At 67.4% G+C, this 21,513-nt stretch carries 23 protein-coding genes; 11 read left to right on the plus strand and 12 right to left on the minus strand.

Annotated elements, in window-relative coordinates; all coding sequences use genetic code 11:
* Positions 1 to 138: 138 nt before the first annotated feature.
* From ACQY76_RS15360 to ACQY76_RS15385, 6 genes are all read left to right on the plus strand, one after another.
* Entirely contained in the window at positions 139 to 708 is a 570-nt protein-coding gene (locus ACQY76_RS15360; protein ID WP_428029601.1) for an NnrU family protein, read from the plus strand.
* A gap of 36 nt (positions 709 to 744) precedes the next feature.
* Complete coding sequence (gene panB / locus ACQY76_RS15365; protein WP_428029602.1) at positions 745 to 1,566, plus strand: 3-methyl-2-oxobutanoate hydroxymethyltransferase; 822 nt, start codon at positions 745 to 747, stop codon at positions 1,564 to 1,566.
* A gap of 151 nt (positions 1,567 to 1,717) precedes the next feature.
* On the plus strand, positions 1,718 to 2,530 hold the full coding sequence (locus ACQY76_RS15370) for a tetratricopeptide repeat protein (protein WP_428029603.1): 813 nt from the start codon (positions 1,718 to 1,720) through the stop codon (positions 2,528 to 2,530).
* Between the two features lie 10 nt (positions 2,531 to 2,540).
* Positions 2,541 to 2,843, plus strand: coding sequence for a hypothetical protein (locus ACQY76_RS15375; RefSeq protein ID WP_428029604.1), 303 nt, complete (start codon positions 2,541 to 2,543; stop codon positions 2,841 to 2,843).
* A gap of 30 nt (positions 2,844 to 2,873) precedes the next feature.
* Entirely contained in the window at positions 2,874 to 4,214 is a 1,341-nt protein-coding gene (gene der / locus ACQY76_RS15380) for a ribosome biogenesis GTPase Der (protein WP_428029605.1), read from the plus strand.
* Positions 4,215 to 4,399: 185 nt separating this feature from the next.
* Positions 4,400 to 5,335, plus strand: a complete 936-nt coding sequence (locus tag ACQY76_RS15385) for a DMT family transporter (protein ID WP_428029606.1) — start codon at positions 4,400 to 4,402, stop codon at positions 5,333 to 5,335.
* On the opposite strand, the gene ACQY76_RS15390 is transcribed toward ACQY76_RS15385, so the two are convergent.
* The 5 genes from ACQY76_RS15390 to radA form a co-directional block, all read right to left on the minus strand.
* Positions 5,310 to 6,080 (minus strand): SDR family NAD(P)-dependent oxidoreductase, encoded by a 771-nt coding sequence (locus ACQY76_RS15390; RefSeq protein WP_428029607.1) that lies wholly within the window; start codon positions 6,078 to 6,080, stop codon positions 5,310 to 5,312. The genes ACQY76_RS15385 and ACQY76_RS15390 overlap by 26 nt on opposite strands.
* A 17-nt stretch (positions 6,081 to 6,097) precedes the next feature.
* A complete protein-coding gene (locus tag ACQY76_RS15395; protein WP_428029608.1) occupies positions 6,098 to 6,514 on the minus strand; it encodes a VOC family protein in 417 nt (138 codons plus the stop codon).
* Positions 6,515 to 6,518: 4 nt separating this feature from the next.
* Positions 6,519 to 8,018, minus strand: a complete 1,500-nt coding sequence (gene purF / locus ACQY76_RS15400; RefSeq protein ID WP_428029609.1) for an amidophosphoribosyltransferase — start codon at positions 8,016 to 8,018, stop codon at positions 6,519 to 6,521.
* Between the two features lie 98 nt (positions 8,019 to 8,116).
* The gene (locus tag ACQY76_RS15405; RefSeq protein WP_428033026.1) at positions 8,117 to 8,722 is read right to left on the minus strand and encodes a CvpA family protein; all 606 of its coding nucleotides are present in this window, start codon (positions 8,720 to 8,722) and stop codon (positions 8,117 to 8,119) included.
* A gap of 102 nt (positions 8,723 to 8,824) precedes the next feature.
* Positions 8,825 to 10,267, minus strand: a complete 1,443-nt coding sequence (gene radA, locus ACQY76_RS15410) for a DNA repair protein RadA (RefSeq protein WP_428029610.1) — start codon at positions 10,265 to 10,267, stop codon at positions 8,825 to 8,827.
* Between the two features lie 186 nt (positions 10,268 to 10,453).
* On the opposite strand from radA, the gene ACQY76_RS15415 reads away from it, so the two are divergent.
* Entirely contained in the window at positions 10,454 to 10,813 is a 360-nt protein-coding gene (locus ACQY76_RS15415) for a hypothetical protein (RefSeq protein ID WP_428029611.1), read from the plus strand.
* Here ACQY76_RS15415 and alr read toward each other — a convergent pair.
* The 7 genes from alr to rpsF form a co-directional block, all read right to left on the minus strand.
* Positions 10,795 to 11,910, minus strand: coding sequence for an alanine racemase (gene alr, locus ACQY76_RS15420; RefSeq protein WP_428029612.1), 1,116 nt, complete (start codon positions 11,908 to 11,910; stop codon positions 10,795 to 10,797). The genes ACQY76_RS15415 and alr overlap by 19 nt on opposite strands.
* A gap of 10 nt (positions 11,911 to 11,920) precedes the next feature.
* Positions 11,921 to 13,405 (minus strand): replicative DNA helicase, encoded by a 1,485-nt coding sequence (locus ACQY76_RS15425; RefSeq protein ID WP_428029613.1) that lies wholly within the window; start codon positions 13,403 to 13,405, stop codon positions 11,921 to 11,923.
* 166 nt (positions 13,406 to 13,571) lie between these two features.
* Positions 13,572 to 14,831 (minus strand): class I SAM-dependent methyltransferase, encoded by a 1,260-nt coding sequence (locus ACQY76_RS15430; protein WP_428029614.1) that lies wholly within the window; start codon positions 14,829 to 14,831, stop codon positions 13,572 to 13,574.
* 219 nt (positions 14,832 to 15,050) lie between these two features.
* A complete protein-coding gene (gene rplI / locus ACQY76_RS15435) occupies positions 15,051 to 15,626 on the minus strand; it encodes a 50S ribosomal protein L9 (RefSeq protein WP_428029615.1) in 576 nt (191 codons plus the stop codon).
* A 45-nt stretch (positions 15,627 to 15,671) separates the two neighbouring features.
* Positions 15,672 to 16,628, minus strand: a complete 957-nt coding sequence (locus ACQY76_RS15440; RefSeq protein ID WP_428033027.1) for a DUF2232 domain-containing protein — start codon at positions 16,626 to 16,628, stop codon at positions 15,672 to 15,674.
* A gap of 138 nt (positions 16,629 to 16,766) precedes the next feature.
* Positions 16,767 to 17,036, minus strand: a complete 270-nt coding sequence (rpsR, locus tag ACQY76_RS15445) for a 30S ribosomal protein S18 (RefSeq protein WP_018390316.1) — start codon at positions 17,034 to 17,036, stop codon at positions 16,767 to 16,769.
* Complete coding sequence (gene rpsF, locus ACQY76_RS15450) at positions 17,036 to 17,524, minus strand: 30S ribosomal protein S6 (protein WP_428029616.1); 489 nt, start codon at positions 17,522 to 17,524, stop codon at positions 17,036 to 17,038. Before rpsF ends, rpsR begins: the two co-directional genes overlap by 1 nt.
* 469 nt (positions 17,525 to 17,993) lie before the next feature.
* Between rpsF and fabD the strand changes: the two genes are divergently transcribed.
* The 4 genes from fabD to fabF all read left to right on the plus strand — a co-directional run bounded on the left by fabD (position 17,994) and on the right by fabF (position 21,503).
* Positions 17,994 to 18,944 (plus strand): ACP S-malonyltransferase, encoded by a 951-nt coding sequence (gene fabD / locus ACQY76_RS15455; RefSeq protein WP_428029617.1) that lies wholly within the window; start codon positions 17,994 to 17,996, stop codon positions 18,942 to 18,944.
* Positions 18,945 to 18,966: 22 nt separating this feature from the next.
* The gene (gene fabG, locus ACQY76_RS15460; protein ID WP_428029618.1) at positions 18,967 to 19,704 is read left to right on the plus strand and encodes a 3-oxoacyl-[acyl-carrier-protein] reductase; all 738 of its coding nucleotides are present in this window, start codon (positions 18,967 to 18,969) and stop codon (positions 19,702 to 19,704) included.
* A 226-nt stretch (positions 19,705 to 19,930) separates the two neighbouring features.
* Positions 19,931 to 20,167 carry an acyl carrier protein gene (locus tag ACQY76_RS15465; protein ID WP_131834805.1) on the plus strand — a complete coding sequence of 79 codons (237 nt, stop codon included), beginning with the start codon at positions 19,931 to 19,933 and terminating at the stop codon, positions 20,165 to 20,167.
* 73 nt (positions 20,168 to 20,240) lie between these two features.
* Positions 20,241 to 21,503: a beta-ketoacyl-ACP synthase II gene (fabF, locus tag ACQY76_RS15470; RefSeq protein ID WP_428029619.1), complete on the plus strand. Its 1,263-nt coding sequence runs from the start codon at positions 20,241 to 20,243 to the stop codon at positions 21,501 to 21,503.
* The last annotated feature ends 10 nt before the right edge of the window (positions 21,504 to 21,513 follow it).

Genomic DNA, 21,513 nt, shown 5'->3' on the forward strand with positions numbered 1-21,513 from the left:
CGCGGGAGGGGTGATGCCGCTTATGGTTTACACATCCCGATGAGGCCGCAGGGCATCACGCCGTGCGACGACCAGGCGGATGGCGCGCGGATTGGAAACAATCTAGCGTGCGCGCCATCGCACACGGGGAGTCCGATCATGATCCTGATGCTGGCGGGGCTTGCCCTGTTCGTTGCCATCCACATCGTCGCCGCCCGGCGCAAGATGGCCGCGGCGGTCACGGCGCAGTTCGGCGCCACCACCTACCGGATCGTGCACGGCGTGCTCGCCATCATCGGCGTGCTGATGATCGCCTATGGCTTCGGCCAGTGGCGGGCGGAAGGCCCGGCGCAGCTGTATAATCCGCCGGTAGGACTCCGGCACCTCGCGCTGCTGCTGATGTTGTTCGCCTGCATTTTTGCGGTGGCGGCGTTGGTGCCGAGCCACATCAAGGCGCGGCTGAAATTCCCCTTCCTCGTCGCCATCAAGACCTGGGCGCTGGCGCATCTGCTGGCCAATGGCGACGCCGCGACGGTGACGCTCGCGGTCGTGCTGCTCGCCTGGGCGGTGGTGCTGCGCATCATGGCCAAGCGCCGCGCGGCGCCGCTGCCGGCGGCCCCGGCCAACTGGTGGGGCGATCTCGTTGCGGTGGCCGGCGGTGTCGTGCTTTATGCGATCCTCTCTTTCTGGTTCCACCCCTATATCGTCGGGGTGCCGGTCATGGGCTGAGCAAGCCCTTGCAAGAAAACGAGGAAACCGCTCGACATGTCTGTCCAGTCCACTGCCCGCCGTCTCACCGCACCCGATATCCGGGCGAGGAAAGGCGGTGAGCCGATCGTCTCGCTGACCGCTTACCACGCCCATACGGCCCGCCTCGTCGATCCCCATGTGGACTTCATGCTGGTGGGTGATTCGCTCGGCATGGTGATGCACGGCATGGAAACCACCGTGCCGGTGACGGTCGAGATGATGATCCTTCAGGGGCAGGCGGTGATGCGCGGCTCGTCGCGGGCGCTGGTGGTGGTGGACCTGCCCTTCGGTTCCTACGAGGGATCGCCGCAGCAGGCTTTCGCCACCGCCTCGCGCGTGCTGAAGGAGACCGGCGCCGGCGGCATCAAGCTCGAAGGCGGGCGCCGCATGGCCGAGACCGTGCGCTTTCTCGCCGATCGCGGCGTGCCGGTCATGGGCCATGTCGGCCTGACCCCGCAGGCGATCAACACGCTCGGCTCGTTCAAGGCTCTCGGCCGCGACGAGGCGAGCGCGGCGCTGATCCTCGATGATGCCCGCTCCATCGCCGATGCCGGCGCGTTCTCGATCGTGTTGGAGGCGATTTCCGAACCGCTCGCCCGCCAGATCACCGAAGAGGTGGCGCCGCCCACCATCGGCATCGGCGGCTCGCCGGCCTGTGACGGTCAGATCCTGGTGCTGGAGGACATGCTCGGCCTGTCCGACCGCGTGCCACGGTTCGTCAAGAAGTTCGCCGAGATCGGCCCGGCGATCGGTGCGGCCGTGGAAGCCTATGCGAGCGAAGTGCGCGCGCGCAGCTTTCCGGGCCCCGAGCACGTCTACGCGCCGAAAAAGGCGTAGAACCCCGCATCCGCAGGCCGAATGCGGCGCGCCTTCCGGGCGCGCCGCGCGATTTGCCTTGTTCAAGCCGCATCGGTAGTTTACGCGGCCCTTTCCAGTGCCGGCCCCGCCTCGGTGCGGCGCCCTCCGACGAGTTGCTCACGGACGTTTCATGGCTGACATCTTCAACGAGATCGACGAGGACCTGCGCCGCGAGCGTTTCGGGCGACTATGGACCCGCTACGGCGCCCATCTCATCGGCGTTGCCGTGCTCATCGTCGTCGCCGTCGCCGGCTGGCGCGGCTATGAGTGGTGGAAGCTGCAGCAGGATCAGGCAGCCGGTGCGCAGTTCGAGGCGGCCCAGAAGCTGGCGGTCGACGGCAAGGCCGCCGAGGCCGAGGCGGCCTTCGCCGCGCTCGAGAAGGACGGCACGGGCGGCTATCGCATTCTCGCCCGCTTCCGTGCTGCCGACGAACTCTCCAAGTCCGATCGCGCTGCCGCCGTCACCGCCTATGACGCGCTGGCCAAGGACCCGTCGATCAGCACGCTGATGCAGAACGTTGCGCAGGTGCGCGCCGCGTTGCTGCTGGTCGACAGTGCCTCGCTCGCCGATATCGAAGGCCGGGTGAAGCCGCTCGACACGCCCGACGGCGCGTTTCGCCATTCGGCGCGCGAAATCCTCGGCATGGCCCAGTACAAGGCCGGCGACTTCAAGGCGGCGACCGAGAGCTTCACCACGATCCTCGGTGACGGCCAGACGCCTCCCGGCCTGCGCCGCCGCGCCGATCTGATGCGCACGCTCGCGGCCTCATCGATGCCGCAGCCCGCCGCGCCGGCCCCGGCCGCCGAGGCGCCGGCCGCAGAAGCGCCCGCTCCCGTTGCTCCCGAGGCTGTGGCCCCGGCCGAGCCTGCCGTTTCGCCCGAGGTGCCCCCTGCGGCAGCCTCGCCATCCGAGCCGGCGGCCACCACCCCCGCCGCGCCGTGAGGAGGTGCTGATGCGTACCGACAGGTCCTCGTTTCCGTCCCGGCTGCGCCGGGTATTGCTCCTGGTGCCGGTGCTTGGCCTGACGCTGGCTGCTGCCGGCTGCGAGACGCTTGACTCGCTCAACCCGTTCAACGAGCGCGAGAAGCCGTTGCCGGGGGCCCGCCAGCCGGTGTTCCCCGAGGGCGTGCCGGGCGTCGATTACAACCAGGCGCCGCCGCAGCCCGCCAATTCCAGCTATAATCCTTACCAGAACGAGCCGCCGGCCGAAGGTGCGGCGGCTCCCGCACGTCCGGCAGCGGCCCCGGCTCAGTAAGACTGCCGGGCGCGGAGGCCCACTCTTCCCATGACGATGACCGTCGCCATTGTCGGCCGGCCGAATGTCGGCAAGTCGACGCTTTTCAATCGCCTTGTGGGCAAGCGCCTGGCGCTGGTCGACGACCGGCCCGGTGTCACGCGCGACCGCCGCGAAGGTGATGCGCGGCTCGGCCATCTGTCGTTTCGCGTCATCGACACGGCGGGACTGGAGGAAGCGAAGGCTGAATCGCTCGAAGGCCGCATGCGCGGGCAGACCGAGCTCGCCATCGCTGATGCCGACGTGCTGCTGTTCATGATCGACGCCAAGGCGGGCATCACGCCGAGCGACCGTGCCTTCGGCGAACTCGCGCGCCGCTCCGGCAAGCACACCATCCTTGTCGCCAACAAGGCGGAGGCGAAGGGGTCGGAGAGCGGTACGCTCGACGCCTATGCGCTGGGGCTCGGCGAGCCGGTGGAGGTTTCCGCCGAGCATGGCGACGGCATGGGCGATCTCTTGCGGGCGCTGGCGATCTGTGTGCCGGACGAGGGAGACGAGGAACCCGAATCCGAAGCCGGTCGGCGTATCCGCGTCGCTGTGCTCGGGCGCCCGAATGCCGGCAAGTCCACCCTGATCAACGCGCTGCTCGGCGAGGACCGGCTGCTGACCGGCCCGGAGGCCGGCATCACCCGCGATTCCATCGCCGTCGACGTGGAGCGCCACGGCGTCGAACTGCGGGTCTTCGATACGGCCGGCATGCGCAAGCGCGCCCGCATCGACGACAAGCTGGAAAAGCTCTCCGTCGCCGACGGCCTGCGCGCCGCGCGCTTCGCCGAAGTCGTCATCGTGCTGATGGACGCCACGCATCCTTTCGAGGAACAGGACCTGCGCATCGCCGACCTCGTCGAGCGCGAGGGGCGGGCGGTGGTGCTGGCGATCTCCAAGTCCGATCTCGTGAAGGACCAGCAGGGCTTCGTCACCCGCATGCGCGAGGAGGCCGACGACCGGCTGTCGCAGGTGAAGGGTGCGCCGGTCGTTCTGGTGTCCGGCCTGACGGGCGAGGGGCTCGACCGTCTCGTACGCGCGGTGCAGCAGGCGCATGATGTGTGGAACCGGCGCGTGGCGACCAATCCGCTGAACCGCTGGCTGATCGAGACTACCGACCAGCATCCGCCGCCGGCCGTCTCGGGTCGACGCATCAAGCTGCGCTATATTACCCAGCCCAAGGCCCGCCCGCCGAGTTTCGTTCTTTTCTGTTCGCGGGCCGATGCGCTGCCGGAGAGCTATGTGCGCTACCTCGTGAACAATCTGCGCGCGAGCTTCGACCTGCCCGGCGTGCCGATCCGGCTGACGCTCCGCGAGAAGGACAATCCCTACGCCGAAAAGGAGTAGGGCGGTGGGCTTCGCGTGAAGCGGCGTCGCCCCTTTCCTGCGGCAGAACAGATTCATCTCGCGCCTGATCGCCGTCGCCGGTGTAGACAAGTTCCCTTCCGCGTCGCGCCTGGTCGACGCACCTCCTTCAATCCGGAATCCGGCGACGCGCCTTTTGGCGCCAGCGCCCTCATTGGACGTCGCCCATGCTGATCGGCATTCTCGCGGGCCTCATGACCGGGGCATTGTGGGGGCTGGCCTTCGTCGCCCCCCGCGTAGTGGCGCCGTTCTCCGCTCTCGACATCTCGGTGGCGCGCTACCTGATCTTCGGGGTGGTGAGCGTCGCGCTGATGGTCATCCCGCATTTCCGCCCCACGGGAATGTCGTGGCGCATGCTGGTGACAGGACTGGTACTCGGTGCGGTCGGCACGTTCGGCTATTTCCTCGCCATCTCCTATGCCGTGCTGCTGGCGGGCGCGGTGCTGCCGCCGCTGATAACAGGCACAGCGCCGGTGCTGCTGGCTATCGTCGCCAATTTTCGCGAGCGTTCGCTGCCCTGGGGGCGCCTTGCCCTGCCGCTTCTGCTGATCGCGGCGGGCCTCGGCGTGGTCAATCTCGCCAGCCTGCAGGAAGCCTCGTCCGGCGAGACGGGGCGCCTGCTCGGCGGTGTGGCCCTGTCGGTTGTCGCACTGCTGATGTGGATCACCTATGGCATGGCCAATGCCGTGGTGATGCGCGCACCGGATGCACCGGATGCGTTGCGCTGGACCGGGGTTCAGGGGCTGGGCTGCGGCACGCTGGCGCTGCTGCTGCTTCCGCTGGTCTCCGGCGGCCCGGCCATGCTCGATCTCGACAGCGAGGCCACGCAGCGCTTCCTGCTCTGGGCGCTGGGGCTCGGAGTCGTCACGTCCTGGTTCGGCACATATGGCTGGGTCGTGGCCTCGGAGCGCTTGCCCATGGCGCTTTCCGCCCAGCTCATCGTCGCCGAAACAGTGTTCGCGCTCGTCTACGGCCTGTGCTTCGAGCAGCGCTGGCCGACCCCCGCCGAGGCGGTGGGTGGGCTGCTGCAGCTGGTGGGCGTCGTCGTGGCGGTAGCGATCTTCTCCCGCCGCCGCATCATGCCGGAACCGCAAACCCCTTGAGGCCGCGCGTGGGGAAGTCATAGAGCCGGCCGGTCTCTTCGAAGCTCGGCAGGCAGAGCGAGAGAATCGCCTGCGCCACCTCTTCAGGCGCGGGCAGGGTGTTCGCGTCCTCGCTGGGGAAGGCCTTGGCGCGCATGCGGGTGCGGATAGGGCCGGGGTTGATGAGGTTCACCTTCAGGCTGGAGATGTTCTCCACCTCGGCGGCCCAGGTGCGCGCGAGCACTTCCACCGCGGCCTTGGTGACGGCGTAGGGCCCCCAGAAGGCGCGTGCCTTGTGGGCGGCGCCTGAGGACACCAGGACGGCGCGTCCGGCCGTGGAGAGCCGCAGCAGCGGATCCAGCGAGCGGATGAGGCGCCAATTGGCGGTAAGGTTCACCGCCAGCGTGTCGTTCCACTCCTTCGGATCGACCTGCGCCAGCGGCGTCATCGGGCCGAGTACGCCCGCATTGCCGACGAAGACGTCGAGCTTGCCAAAGCGCTCATAGAGCGCGCCGCCGAGCCGGTCGATGCCCTCGCCGTCCTTGATGTCGAGCGGCACCAGCGTCGCGGTCGAGCCCGCCTTGACGATCCGGTCGTCGAGCTCTTCCAGCGCGCCGCTTGTGCGGCCCACGGCCACGACATGGGCGCCGGCTTCGGCAAGGGCAAGGGCGGTCGCCTGGCCGATGCCGCGGGTGGCGCCGGTGACGAGGGCGATGCGGCCGGCAAGCGGACGCGCGGCCTGATCGGCCACGGGGATGTCGGACATGGGGATTCCTCGAACGCTCAGCTGTCGTCGGTCATGATCACGGAGGGCGCTGAGCGCTTCGCCGGGCCGTGGAAGACCGCTTCGATGTTGTTGCCCTCGGGGTCGAGCACGAAGGCAGCGTAGTAGCCGGGGTGATAGTCGCGCAGGCCCGGCGCGCCATTGTCGCGCCCGCCCGCCGCGAGGGCGGCGGCATGGAAGCGGCGCACCGTTTCCTCGTCCGCCGCCTGGAAGGCAAGGTGCGCCCGGCCGGTCGTCGGCTCGCCCGGCGAGACGAAGAGCTCGTCGGCGAAGAAATAGCCGTCGCCCTCGACCACCGGAACGCCGAGCACATCGAGGACCGCCGCGTAGAAACGGCGGCTGGCCTCGAAGTCCGCGACCACCAGCGAGATATGGTCGATCAGCCGGCCACGATGCCATTCCCGCAATTCGACCATGCCGTCAGCTCGCTTCGGCCAGCAGGGAGAGCTGACGCGGCGAAACCTCGCCCTCGCGATCGGTGAGCAAGGTGGGGTATTCGCCGGTGAAGCAATGGTCGGTGAATTGCGGGCGCAACGGGTCGCGGCCCTCATAACCCATAGACTTGTAGATGCCGTCGATGGACAGGAAGGCCAGGCTGTCGGCGCCGATATAGCGGCGCATGCCTTCCAGGTCATGCGTGGCGGCCAGCAGCTTGTCGCGGTCCGGCGTGTCGATGCCGTAATAGTCCGGGTGCGTGATGGGCGGCGAGGAGATGCGGAAATGCACCTCGCGCGCCCCGGCCTCGCGCATCATGCGCACGATCTTCACCGAGGTGGTGCCGCGCACGAGGCTGTCGTCGATCAGCACGATGCGCTTGCCCTCGACCACGGCGCGATTGGCGGAGTGCTTCATCCGCACGCCCTGGTCGCGCACCGACTGGGTCGGCTGGATGAAGGTCCGGCCGACATAGTGATTGCGGATGATGCCGAGCTCGTAGGGCAGGCCGGAAGCCTGGGAGTAGCCGATCGCCGCCGGCACGCCGGAATCCGGCACCGGCACCACGAGATCGGCATCTGCCGGGGCTTCGGCGGCCAGATGCATGCCCATGGTCTTGCGCACCTGGTAGACCGAATGGCCGCCGATCACCGAGTCCGGACGGGCGAAATAGATGTACTCGAAGATGCAGGGGCGCGGCGGCACGGTGCCGAAGGGACGCAGCGTCTCCACCTTGTCGGAGGAGAAGACGATGACCTCGCCGGGCTCGATGTCCCGCACGTGACGCGCACCAATTATGTCGAGCGCGCAGGTCTCGGAGGTCAGGATCGGATGGCCATCGAGCTCGCCGAGCACCAGCGGGCGAATCCCGAGCGGGTCGCGGGCGCCGACCAGCTTCTTGTTGGTGAGGCCGACAAAGGCGTAGGCGCCTTCCAGCATGCGAAGCGCGTCGACGAAACGTTCGGTGAAGCGCGGGCGCTTGGAGCGGGCGACGAGGTGCAGCATCACCTCCGTATCGGAGGTCGACTGGCAGATGGCGCCGTCGCGGATGAGCTGGCGGCGCAGCGTCAGGCCATTGGTCAGGTTGCCATTATGGGCGATCGCGAAGCCACCCCCATCAAGCTCGGCAAATAGCGGCTGGACGTTGCGCAGAATGGTCTCGCCGGTCGTCGAATAGCGGACATGGCCAACCGCGATATGTCCCGGCAGCCGCTTGATGGCTTCGCCGTCCGAGAAGGCGTCGCTGACCAGGCCGAGACGACGTTCCGAATGAAAACGCCTGCCGTCATAAGTGGTTATGCCGGCCGCTTCCTGCCCGCGATGCTGCAGGGCATGCAGGCCGAGGGCGGTGATCGCCGCCGCGTCGGGGTGTCCATAAATGCCGAACACGCCGCACTCTTCGCGCAGCGTGTCCCCGTATTCGTCGAAGAAATCGTCCGCTTCCGCCGATTTCGGCGCCACGTGATCACCCATCAGATCGGCCATAGGACCTTCGCTCCTCGGCGCAGTTCAAGGCTGCGCCCGCTCCATGTGCTCAAAAGCAACTGCGCCTGGGACGCCTTTGTCCCATGGGCGCGGTCGAATTAAGGCGCCGACGGCGTCACCGGGGCCGGCGTGACCGGCACGGTGCCCGGAGTGACGGGCTCAGGCGGCGGCTCGGTCGGCTCGGCTTCCTTCGAGCTGCGCATTTCGCGGATCAGGCTCTCGGGATCTTCCGGCAGAATGGAGATGAGCCAGTCACCTGCACTTTGCAAGACCAGCTTGGCGCGGGCATCGCGAATCCACTCGGGCTGGCCCTGCTCGTTCTGGACCAGCCAGTTGAAGAACAGGAAGGCTACAACCATGATGAGGAAGCCGCGGGCCAGGCCGAACAGGAAGCCGAGGGTGCGGTCGAGCGCGCCGATGCGGCTGTCGAGCACGAGGTCGGAGATGCGCACCGTGATGATCGAGACGATCAGCAGCGTGACGATGAACAGCGTGCCCACCGTGGCGGCCATCGCGAAGGTGTCGTTGGCGATGTACTGCTTGGCGAAGGGCAGGGCGTGCGGATAGGCGTAAAGCGTCACCAGCGCCGCCGCGAGCCAGGAGGCGATGGCGAAGACCTCGCGGACGAAACCCCGCACCATGGCGAGGAGGCCGGAGACGACCATCACGGCGAGCAGGATGATGTCGAGCAGCGTCAAGACGATCTCACCGTGGTCGAGCTGGCCTTCAGGCGAAAGCGCAGCGAATCTGAACGTTACGGCCTCGCAGCAGAGCCCGGCGACGTATAGCGCGGCGCCGGGCGCGCGTCATCCCTCTTGGGCCTCGCGCGCCCCGCGGCGGGGGCCCTTGGCGGCGATGGCGACGACGATATCCCCAAGAGAGGCGATGGCCTCGATGGCGAGCGGCGATTCCATGGGCTCGCGCGCCGCCGCCGCGCTCTTGGCCGAACCTTTGGCCGGGCTCTTGGCTTCCGGCGCCACGGCGCGGGTGAAGCCGAGCTTGGCCGCCTCCTTCAGCCGCGCCATGGCGTGAGGCACGGCGCGGACCGCTCCGGTGAGGCTGACCTCGCCGAAATACACGCTGTCCGGCGGCAGCACCGAGCCGGAGAGCGAGGAGATGAGCGCCGCCGCCACGGCAAGGTCGGCCGCCGGCTCGCTGATGCGGAAGCCGCCGGCGACGTTGAGGTGCACGTCATGGGCGCCGAGCTTGATGCCGCAGCGCGCTTCCAGCACCGCCAGCACCATGGACAGTCGGCTCGGATCCCAGCCGACCACCGCGCGGCGCGGGGTGCCGAGGCTGGTGGGCACCACCAGCGCCTGAATTTCGACCAGCACCGGGCGGGTGCCTTCCATGCCGGCATAGACCGCCGTGCCGGGCGCACCGCTGTCGCGGTTCGACAGAAACAGTTCCGAGGGGTTGGCAACCTCGGCGAGGCCGAGATTGGTCATCTCGAACACGCCGATCTCGTCGGTCGGCCCGAAGCGGTTCTTCTGGGCGCGCAGGATGCGGAAATCATGCGCGCCGTCGCCCTCGAAGGACAGCACCGCATCGACCATGTGCTCCACCACGCGCGGCCCGGCGATCTGGCCGTCCTTGGTGACATGGCCGACAAGGATCACGGCGGCGCCGGCACGCTTGGCGTAGCGAATGAGGATCTGCGCCGAGGAGCGTACCTGCGTCACCGTGCCGGGAGCGGATTCGACCGTGTCCGTCCACATGGTTTGGATCGAGTCGATGACCACCAGCACCGGCCGCCGCCCTTCCGAAAGGGTTGCGACGATGTCCTCGACATTGGTCTCTGCGGCGAGTTCGACCGGCGCGCCGGCAAGGCCGAGCCGCTCGGCGCGAAGCCGCACCTGGGCGACCGCCTCTTCGCCCGAGACATAGATGATGCGATGCCCTGCGGTGGCCAGCGCGGCGGAAGCCTGGATAAGCAGGGTCGACTTGCCTATGCCGGGATCGCCGCCGATGAGCAGCACCGAGCCCGGCACGATGCCGCCGCCGGCCACGCGATCAAGCTCGGAGATGCCGACCTGCACGCGAGGCGCGTCCTCGGACGTGCCGGCAAGGCTTTCCAGCGCGATCAGCCGGCCCCGCCGCCCACCGCGCAGATTGGCCGGCAGCGTATCGGAAGCGGTCGTTTCCTCGGCGATGGAGTTCCATGCCCCGCAGGAGTCGCAGCGGCCCTGCCAGCGCGCATGCACCGCGCCGCAGATCTGGCAGATAAAGGATGCGGTTCGCTTGGCCATGGGGGACCGATCAGATTCGTTGGGCGCCGTCTTCTAGCCGTTATAGGCCACGAGCCAAAATGGAGAAGCCGGCGCCGGCCGCCATGGTGGTATCTGGCGCAGCATTTGCTTCGAGCCACCGTACCGGTGCTTCTGCCGGGTGATGCTCCATCAATCCGAGCAATGAAGATGCAGGTCGTTGCGCGAATGAATGGACGCTTCGTGTTCTGGTTCGTCGTGCTTCTGCCGCTGACATTCGGCATTGGCAGCTTCAGCTTGTGGCTGCGCCGCCGCTTCCTTGTCTATCGCGTCGACGATGCCGGGGTCACGCTGTGGTCCGGGCGCAGGCTCTCCTGGAGGAAGGTGCGCAACTTCCATTTCCGCAAGCGGCTGGAGAGCGCCGGGCCCCGTATCACGCGGGTGGACATACAGTTCGAGGTCGGCAGGGGTTTCATCGCGCCGGACTGGCTGCAGAATGGCGATGAGGTCGTGCAGGCCTTCCGCACCGGCTTTCGCGAAAGCGTGGCGCGCGGGCGCATACGCTCGAGCTACGCCGGGCGGCGGTGATAGCGGCGGCCGAGCGAGGTGAGGATCTCGTAGTCGATGGTGTGGGAATGGCGCGCGAGGTTGTCGAGCGTCAGCCCGTCCCCCAAAAGGGTGGTGAAATCGCCGGGCTGCACGGCGTCCTCGGCCAGTTCGGTGATGTCGACGGCGAGCAGGTCCATCGAGATGCGGCCGATCAGCGGGCAGCGATGGCCGGCCACCACCGCTTCCGCACCGGGGCGTAGGTCGGACGCGCCGGCGAGGCGCGGGATGCCGTCGGCATAACCGGCGGAGAGGATGGCGACGCGCGAGGGCCGGATGGCGGTGTGTGCGCCGCCATAGCCCACGGTCTCGCCCTCATGCACATGGCGGATCCGGGCGATCCGCAGTTCCAACCGCACCACCGGGCGCAGCGGCGCGACATCCGCGCGCGGGCGGCCGCCATAGACGGCGATGCCCGGGCGAACCAGATCGAAATGATAGGCGGGGTCGCCCACCGTACCGGCCGAGTTGGACAGCGACGCGCGCACGCCGGGGAACAGCGCGACGATGGCGCGGAAATCCTCAAGCTGGCGCGCATTGAGTGGGTGGTCCGGCTCGTCGGCGCAGGCGAGGTGGCTCATCAGCAGCGCGAGCGGAAAGCCGAGTTCGTCCCGTCCTTCGGCGACATGCACGGCCTCGGCTGGGGTGAGGCCGAGCCGGTTTATGCCGGTGTCGACATGGAGGGCGGCGGGCAGGGCTTCGCCGGTGCGTTCGCAGAACGCCTGCCAGTGGGCGATCTCCGTGGTGCTGCCGAGCACCGGGCGCAGGTCGCGCTCCTGGTAGACCGCTTCGGTACCGGGGAAGAGGCCGTTGAGCACGAAGATCTCGGCGTCCGGCAGCAGGTCGCGCAGGGTGCGGGCTTCGGCCAGCAGCGCGACGAAGAAGCTGCGCGCGCCGGCCTGCCACAATGTGGTGGCGGCGGAGGTGAGGCCGATCCCGTAGCCATCGCCCTTCACCACGGCGGCGCAGGCGGCAGGCGCGACGCGGCGCTGCAGTTCCTGATAATTCGCCGCCAGCGCGGCATGGTCGATGGTGAGGACGCCGCCGGCCTCATTCAGGGGAATCGTGTGCGCGCTCACGGTCGGGTTCTCACGGCTCGGGCAGGCGGTCGGCCTGAACCAGATTGGAGAAGCGGGTGAACTGCGGCTCGAACGAGACCTTCACAGTGCCGGTCGGGCCGTGGCGCTGCTTGCCGATGATGATCTCGGCCACGCCCAGCGCCGCCTTCATGTCCTGGTCCCACTTGAACCATTCCTCGGTGCCTTCCTTAGGCTCGCGGCCCTTGAGGTAATATTCCTCGCGGAACACGAACATCACCACGTCGGCGTCCTGCTCGATGGAGCCGGATTCGCGAAGGTCGGACAATTGCGGGCGCTTGTCGTCGCGGCTTTCCACCTGACGCGAAAGCTGGGAAAGCGCCATGATCGGCACGGCGAGTTCCTTCGCCAGCGCCTTCAGGCCGGTGGTGATCTCAGTAATTTCCTGCACACGCCCCTGCGAAGAGCTCTTGGAGGAGCCGGTGAGCAGCTGGAGATAGTCCACCACCATGAAGTCGAGGCCGCGCTGGCGCTTGAGGCGACGGGCGCGGGCCCGCAGCTGGGCGATGGAGATGCCGCCGGTGTCGTCGATATAGAGCGGGATTGTCTGCATCATCTGGGCGCAGCTGGCGAGCTTGTCGAATTCGTGCTCGGAGATGTCGCCGCGACGAATCTTGTAGGAGGCGATCTCGGCCTGTTCGGCGAGAATACGAGTGGCGAGCTGCTCGGCCGACATTTCCAGCGAGAAGAAGCCAACCACCCCGCCGTCGACCGCGCGGATGGAGCCGTCCGGCAGCGTCTCGGAGTTATAGGCCGCCGCGACGTTGAAGGCGATGTTGGTGGCGAGCGAGGTCTTTCCCATCGCCGGACGGCCGGCGAGGATGATGAGGTCGGACGGTTGCAGCCCGCCCATCATCTGGTCGAGATCGCTGAGGCCGGAGGCGGTCCCGGACAGGTGCCCGTCGCGCTGGAAGGCGCGGCTCGCCATGTCGACGGCTTCCTTCAGCGCGTCGTTGAAGCGCATGAAGCCGCCATCGTAGCGGCCAGTCTCGGCGAGTTCGTAGAGGCGCTTTTCCGCCTCCTCGATCTGCTCCTGCGGCGTGGCGTCGATCGGGGCCTCATAGGCCTCGTTGACGATTTCTTCGCCGATCTGGATCAGGTCGCGCCGCACCGAGAGGTCGTAGATGGTGCGACCATAGTCCTCGGCATTGATGATCGTCGTCGCTTCGGCGGCAAGGCGGGCGAGATATTGCGGCGCCGTCAGCCCAGCCGCATCGAAATCGCTGGGCAGGAAGGTCTTCAGCGTCACCGGTGTCGCCACCTTGCCGGCACGGATCAGCGCCGACGTGGTCTCGTAGATCGCGACGTGGATCGGCTCGAAGAAGTGGCGCGGCTCGAGAAAGTCCGAAACCCGGTAAAAGGCCTCGTTATTGACGAGGATGGCGCCCAGCAATGCCTGTTCCGCCTCGATGTTGTGCGGGGCGCTGCGAAAGGTCGCGTCGGTCTCCGCCCGGGGGCGGTTCGGAGAATCGAGCATGGCTGTTCCGGGTGCGGGTGGGTCGACGCCACTGCTAGCGCCGCCCCGGGGAGGAGTCCGGCACGAATCGCGCACGCCCTATTTTGTCCTGTGGAGGGCCTGTGGAAAGCTGAATCTCCCTTGACGGGATTCCCGCGCCGCCGACCCGCCGGTGTATGGTGCCGGGCTACTCGCCCGCCAGCCGCAGGTCGGGGCGGCTCTGCTTTTCCACGCCGCGCAGGGCCGCCTCGCCCTGGGCGATGTAGTTGCGTGTCAGCGGCACCACGCCCTCGCGCTTGGCGAGCTGGATCTGGAAGATCATCATTCCCTGATGACGGAAGGCCATTTCGGACGAGGCGAGATAGAACTCGAACATCCGCACGAAGCGTGGGTCGTAGAGCCGCTCGACCTCCTCGCGATGGGCGAGGAAGCGTTCGCGCCAGGCCTTCAGCGTCTCGGCATAATGCAGGCGCAGGATCTCGACATCGGTCACCAGCAGTCCCGCCTTCTCGACCGCCGGCAGCACCTCAGACAGCGCCGGGATGTAGCCGCCGGGAAAGATGTACTTGGCGATCCACGGATTGGTGATGCCCGGCCCCTCCGAGCGGCCGATGGAGTGGATAAGGGCGACGCCATCATCGTCGAGCAGGTCCGCAACCCTGGCGAAATACTCGTCGTAATGGCCGACCCCGACATGCTCGAACATACCGACCGAGACGATGCGATCGAACGGGCCGGGCACGTCGCGATAATCCTGCAATCGGAAATCGGCACGGTCGGACAAGCCGCGCTCCTCGGCCCGGGAGCGGGCGACGCCGAGTTGCTCCTGCGAAAGCGTGACGCCGGTGACGCGGGCGCCAGCATGGCCGGCGAGGTAAAGGCCCATGCCGCCCCAGCCGCACCCGATGTCGAGGGCGGAGAGGCCCGGTCGGTCGAACAGCAGCTTGGCTGCTATGTGCCGCTTCTTCGCGAGTTGCGCGTCATCCAGCGTCTGCTCGGGCGTCTCGAAATAAGCGCAGGAATATTGCCGGTCGGCATCGAGGAACAGCGAATAGAGGCGTCCGTCGAGGTCGTAATGGTGGGCGACATTCTTCTGTGAGCGGTCCGGCGGGTTGAACTGGGCGAGGCGGCGGAACAGGAAGCGCAGCCGCAGGAAGAATTTGGCGGTCGCGCTGGGGACTTCCAGGCCGACCTGCGACATGAGCAGCGCGAGCACCTGGGCGATGTCGCCCTGTTCGACCACCATGCCGCCTTCCATATAGGCCTCGCCGAACTTCAGTTCGGGATCGAGGACGATCTGGCGCTGCCATAGTTGGGAGGTAAACCGCACCGCCAGCGGATCGCCGCTGCCGTCGCCGAACACGGCGCGCGTTCCGGACGCGAAAGTGACGGCAAGTGTGCCACGGCGCGCAATGCGCGCGAGGACTTGGGCGAGCAACCGTTCCATCGGCCAACCCCGAGCTATGGGCAGTCGGCGACGACAAACCGCGAAGGCTGGTCTCCGCTTGAAGACTGCCTGCCCATGCACTGGGCATGTCTCTTATCTGCCGATCATTGCATCACAACCTTTTCCGCCTCGCAACATGCCACCAAGTGCCCACATGCAAAAAAGCCCGGCCGTGACCGGCCGGGCTTCGATTTTGGCGTATTACGTAACGTCAATGCTTCAGGCTTCCTCAGCCTCTTCCTCGGCAGCGGCCTCGGTGTCGGCCTCTTCCAAGTATTCGCTCTCGTCTTCGTCCTCGTCGTCACGAACGACGCTGAGGTCCTCACCGCGCGACTGGCGCTGCGCTTCCTCAGGGCTGCGGGCGACGTTGGCGCGGACCGACACCTCGACCTCGGGGTGTAGCGTGACGGGCACTTCGTGCACGCCGATGGTCTTGATCGGCTGGTTGAGGACGATCTGGCGGCGCTCCACCGAGAAGCCGGCGGCGGTCAGGGCGTCGGCAATGTCGCGGGTCGACACCGAGCCGTAGAGGTGGCCGGTCTCGCCAGCCTGGCGGACGAGCACGACCTCGGTGCCCTTGAGCTTCTCGCCGACCTTCGTCGCCTCGGACTTGAGTTCGAGGTTGCGGGTCTCGAGCTGGGCCTTCATCGAATCGAAGCGGCTCTTATTGTCCTTGGTGGCGCGCAGCGCCTTGCCCGAGGGCAGGAGGAAATTACGGGCATAGCCGTCGCGCACGCGCACGATTTCGCCCATCTGGCCGAGCTTGGCCACGCGTTCAAGCAGGATGACTTCCATTTCGATTCTCCATTCAATGCGTCAAAGCGGAAAGATTGAGTGAGGTCAGAGGTCGTTGGCCGCCGGAGGCCGCCCGGGGGGGGCGCTTTTGCGGAAGCGCTGGCGCACCCCAAACAGTGTTTCGGCAAGGCCGAGCAAAGCGAGGATGGCGAAGGGCCAGCCGAGCGCGAGCGCGGCAATCCAGACGGTGGCGATCACCAGCGTGCGCCCCGCCGCGCCGCGCGTGATCCAGTGGATGACGGCGAGCCCGATGAAGGCGAACACCATGACGAGCGTGGCGGTCAGCAGTTCCGCCAACAGCCCAATGAAGCCCCCCGCCACGCTGGTGGCGATGAAGGCGCCGAGCAGCAGCGCGGCGACGGCGCGCGGCACCGAAATCGTCGCGAGGTCGGGCCAGGGCCGCATCAGCCGGCCGGAAACGCGGGAAATATGCGCGGCGAGCCACAGATTGCCGATCTGCGTCACCATGGTGACCACGGCCGCCGCCGGCGGCATGACCAGCACCAGCAGGTACACCAGCCGCTCGACATCCGGCCCGCCGGCACCGGGGCGCTCCTCGAACATCGCCTGGAACAGGGTGCGCAGCGCCGCCTGATAGCCCTCGACGCTGCCGGCGACGAGCGGGATGAGCGCCGCCACGGCAAGGCAGCCGAGGATGCCGGCAGCTAGCACGACCCGACCGACAGGGAACCATTCGAGCGGCGCGCCTGGCTGCGGCTCGCGTGCCATCAGCGCCAGATAGGAGAGCACATAGGCGGGGAGGCCGACGCCCGCGACATAGGCGACGAGCAGCTCGACACCGAAAAACACGCCGATGGCGACGGCAGCGGCCGAGGCGGCGATCAGCGCTGAGACATGCGTCCAGCCGAGGCCCACGATCAGTACGGGGAGGGGGGCGAGGTAGAACAGCGGGAGCGCAAGCGGACTTCCGGTCGCCACCGTCGCGACCAGGAGTGCGGAAGCCGCACCGGCGCCAAGCGCCATGAGCCAGTTCTGAACCATCGACACGCTGTCCCGCCCTTAGCGGTTAGGGGAGGATCATTGTCCGCCCCAGCCAAGGCCGCCGGAATTCCGGGGGCCTGTCGGAATACACTTTAAAGGGCGTCCCCGGCCGGAGCCGGGGACGAAGACGTCACGCGATCAGCGGATCACGAAGGGCAGCAGGCCGAGGAAGCGCGCGCGCTTGATCGCCTGGGCCAGTTCGCGCTGCTTCTTGGCCGAGACGGCCGTGATGCGCGAGGGAACGATCTTGCCGCGCTCGGAAATGTAGCGCTGCAGCAGACGCACGTCCTTGTAGTCGATCTTCGGCGCATTGGCGCCGGAGAACGGGCAGGTCTTGCGACGGCGGAAGAAGGGGCGACGCGCGCCCGACGTGTTCGCGGCTGCGCCGCCGGTGCCACCGAAAGCCATCACTCAGTCTCCACGTTGGCCGGAGCTTCTTCACGGTCGCGGCGCGGGCCGCGATCGCCACGATCACCACCACGGTCGCCGCCGAAGCTGCGCCCGCCGCCGCCGAAGCCGCGGTCGCCGCCGAAGCCGCGATCACCGAAGCCACGATCGCCACGATCGTCGCGGTCGCGCTTCTGCAGCATGACCGACTGGCCTTCCTCGAGCTCCTCGACGCGGATGGTGAGGTAGCGGAGGATGTCTTCGTCGATGCGCATCTGGCGCTCCATCTCCGTCACGGCGGCAGCCGGGGCGTCGATGTTCATGAGCGAAAAATGAGCCTTGCGGTTCTTGCGGACGCGGTAGGTGAGGGTCTTCACACCCCAATATTCGGTCTTGGAGACCGAGCCGCCATTCGCTTCGATCACGCCCTTGAAGCGTGTCGTGAGTTCCTCGACCTGCTGCGCCGTCACATCCTGGCGCGCGAGGAACACGTGCTCGTAAAGAGCCATGTTCGTGCCTTTCCTTGTGTTCCGCACTATTGCGGCCATCCTCCCGACGCCGAGCCCTTCGAGCCCGGAAAGGCTCGAATATTCTCGAAGGCGGGGACACGGGACGACGCGAAACCTCAGATCCGCTGCCACGTCCGGCAAAAAGCCGAGCGCAACCGTCCGTTCAGCCCCCGGCCGGGACTGACAGTGCGCGGGCTTATACGCGAAAAGAGCGGAAAATCAAGGTTGGAACGGCGGTCCTGCGCACAGGCCGGCTTGTGCGGTCGCCCTGTCCGGCTCGCGGGCGATTTATAATGAGGCTGGCGCCTGCGGTCACCCCTCGCCATCGCGTCTCTAGTGACTCGGAACGGCCCGATCCTGCGGCGAGAAGCTGTGCGGTAGTGGCCCGGCGATGCCCTGCAACTTGACATGGGACGCAGGGCGTTGTTCCTGCGCCCGCCAATTCGAGGCGGATGGATCGCGCAACGTCATGAGCACAGCCTTCGTGTTTCCCGGTCAGGGCAGCCAGGTGGTCGGCATGGGCAAGGCCCTCGCTGATCAGTTCCCGGCGGCGCGCGCCGTGTTCGATGAGGTGGACGCAGCGCTCGGCGAAAAGCTGTCCGCCATCATGTGGGACGGGCCGCTCGAGACCCTGACCCTGACCGCCAATACCCAGCCGGCGCTCATGGCCTCCTCGCTCGCCGCGCTGCGCGTGCTGGAAGCCGAAGCCGGCCTCGACCTTGCCCGCGACGCGGCTTTCGTGGCCGGTCATTCGCTCGGTGAATATTCGGCGCTCGCCGCCGCAGGCTCGATTTCCATCGCCGACACCGCCCGCCTGCTGCGCCTGCGCGGCACGGCGATGCAGGCGGCGACGCCGGTGGGCATCGGTGCCATGGCCGCGATCCTCGGCCTCGACTTCGACCAGGTCGCGGCCGTCGCTGCCGAGGCCGCGCAGGGCGAGGTCTGCGACATCGCCAATGACAATGCGCCCGGCCAGGTGGTGGTCTCCGGCACCGCCGCCGCGGTGGAGCGCGCCTGCGAGATCGCCAAGCGCGAGGGCGCCTCGCGCGCCATTCCGCTCACCGTCTCGGCCCCGTTCCATTGCCGCCTCATCGCTTCCGCCGCTGACGCCATGCGCGAGGCGCTGGCCGGCGTGGAGGTGCGCGCGCCGCGCGTGCCGCTGGTCGCCAACGTGACCGCCGCTCCGGTTTCCGACCCGGACGACATCCGCGCGCTGCTGGTTCGGCAGGTCACCAGCACGGTGCGCTGGCGCGAATCCGTCTCCTTCATGGCCGAGCAGGGCGTCACCCGGCTCGTCGAGGTCGGCACCGGCAAGGTGCTCGCCGGCCTCACCAAGCGCATCGCCCGTCAGGTGGTCGCGTCCAGCGTGGGCGCGCCCGAGGACGTCGCCGCCTTCGCCGCCGCGCCGGCACAGGCTTGAGACAGCAATTCAGGAGGTTCCCATGTTCGATCTGACGGGGAAGACCGCACTTGTTACCGGCGCCACCGGCGGCATCGGCGGCGCCATCGCCAAGGCGCTGCACGCGCGCGGCGCAACCGTGGCAATTTCCGGCACGCGCCGCGAGGTACTCGAGACGCTCGCCGCCGAATTGGGCGAGCGCGCCCATGTGCTGCCCTGCGACCTGTCGAACATCGAGCAGGTAGAGCAGCTGGTGCCGCAGGCCGAAGAGGCCATGGGCGAGGTCGACATCCTGGTCAACAATGCCGGCATTACCCGCGATGGGCTGTTCGTGCGGCTGACCGACGAGATGTGGGACACGGTGATCGCGGTGAACCTTACCGCCGGGTTCCGGCTGACCCGCGCTGCGGCTCGCACCATGATGCGTCGGCGGGCCGGCCGCATCATCGGCATCACCTCGGTGGTCGGCGTGACCGGCAACGCCGGCCAGGGTAATTACGCCGCCGCCAAGGCCGGCATGATCGGCATGTCGAAGGCGCTGGCCAAGGAAGTGGCGGCGCGCGGCGTGACGGTGAACTGCATCGCGCCGGGATTCATCGCCACGCCGATGACCGACGTGCTGAACGACAAGCAGAAGCAGGCGATTCTTTCCGCTGTCCCGGCCGCCCGGCTGGGCTCGCCGGAGGACATCGCGGCCGCTGCCGTCTATCTTGCATCGGACGAAGCCGGTTATGTCACGGGGCAGACGCTGCACGTGAACGGCGGGATGGCCATGATCTGACGAGGCCCACCGAGACCGCTGTTAACCCGCTCTTTACGGTGCTGGTTTTGGCGTTTGAAGTGTGCTAACGACCGCCACGGCTCACAGGGTTGGACACCGCAACTCCATCGCGGAAACGTTCAGAACATCCTGTACTCGGGGCAAAAAGCAGGCCGCCAACACCGCGTTCGCGCGGGGGCCAAATGGTATAACGTAGCAACCTCCGGATACGGACGAGGGTGAACCTATGAGCGATATTGCCGAGCGCGTGAAGAAGATTGTAGCCGAGCATCTGGGCGTCGAGCCCGAGAAGGTTACCGAGAATGCGAGCTTCATCGACGACCTCGGCGCCGACAGCCTCGATACGGTCGAGCTGGTCATGGCCTTTGAAGAAGCCTTCAACTGCGAGATTCCGGACGACGCCGCCGAGACAATCCTGACCGTCGGCGACGCCATCAACTTCCTGGAAAAGAACGCGGCCTGATCGCCGCTCTCGCGCGCTGCGGCGGCTTGTCCGTCGCGGCGCCAATTGATCAGAAGTTCTCCGGAGATATCGGATGAGGCGCGTCGTCGTTACCGGCCTCGGCATGGTGACGCCGCTCGGATGCGGTGTCGAGATTACCTGGCAACGTCTGCTTGCCGGACAGAGCGGCGCCCGCCGCGTCGAGAATTTCGACGTCTCGGACCTGCCGGCCAAGATCGCCTGCCAGCTGCCGCGTGGCGACGGGACCGACGGCACCTTCAATCCCGACCAGTGGATGGAGCCGAAGGAACAGCGCAAGGTCGACGACTTCATCATCTATGCGATGGCGGCGGCGACGCAGGCGCTGGACGATGCCGACTGGCATCCGACCTCCTATGAGGACCAGTGCGCCAGCGGCGTGATGATCGGCTCCGGCATCGGCGGCCTGCAGGGCATCGCCGAGACGTCTCTGCTGCTCCAGGAGCGCGGCCCGCGCCGTGTGTCTCCCTTCTTCATTCCCGGGCGGCTGATCAACCTCGCCGGCGGCTATGTCTCGATCGAGCATGGCCTCAAGGGCCCCAATCATGCGGTGGTCACCGCCTGCTCCACCGGCGCGCACGCCATTGGGGATGCGGCCCGTCTCGTTGCCTTCGGCGATGCGGACGTGATGGTAGCGGGCGGCACCGAATCGCCGATCAACCGCCTGGCGCTCGCCGGCTTCGCTGCGTGCCGCGCTCTCTCTACCAGCTATAATGACACGCCCGAAAAGGCCTCGCGTCCCTATGACAAGGACCGCGACGGCTTCGTCATGGGCGAGGGCGCGGGCGTGGTCGTGGTCGAGGAACTCGAACACGCGCTGGCGCGCGGCGCCAAGATCTATGGCGAGATCGTCGGCTACGGCCTGTCGGGCGATGCCTATCACATCACCGCCCCTTCGGAGGATGGCGACGGCGCCTTCCGCTGCATGACGGCGGCGCTGAAGCGGGCGGGCATCACCGCGGCCGAGATCGACTACATCAACGCCCATGGCACCTCGACCATGGCGGACGAGATCGAGCTCGGCGCCGTGCAGCGCCTGCTCGGCAACAACGCGGCGAAGGTCTCCATGTCGTCCACCAAATCGGCCATCGGCCATTTGCTGGGCGCCGCCGGCGCCGTGGAAGGGATATTCTCGCTGCTCGCCATTCGTGACCAGATTGCCCCGGCGACGATCAATCTCGACAATCCGTCGGTCGACAGCCCGATCGACCTCGTGCCGCACACGCCGCGCAAGCGGGAGATCGAGTACGCCTTGTCGAACTCGTTCGGCTTCGGCGGCACCAACGCCTCCGTGGTCTTCAAGCGCTACGCGAACTGAGCGCGGCACC

Origin of the sequence: Ancylobacter sp., from assembly GCF_965279025.1 — a bacterium.
GTDB lineage: Bacteria > Pseudomonadota > Alphaproteobacteria > Rhizobiales > Xanthobacteraceae > Ancylobacter.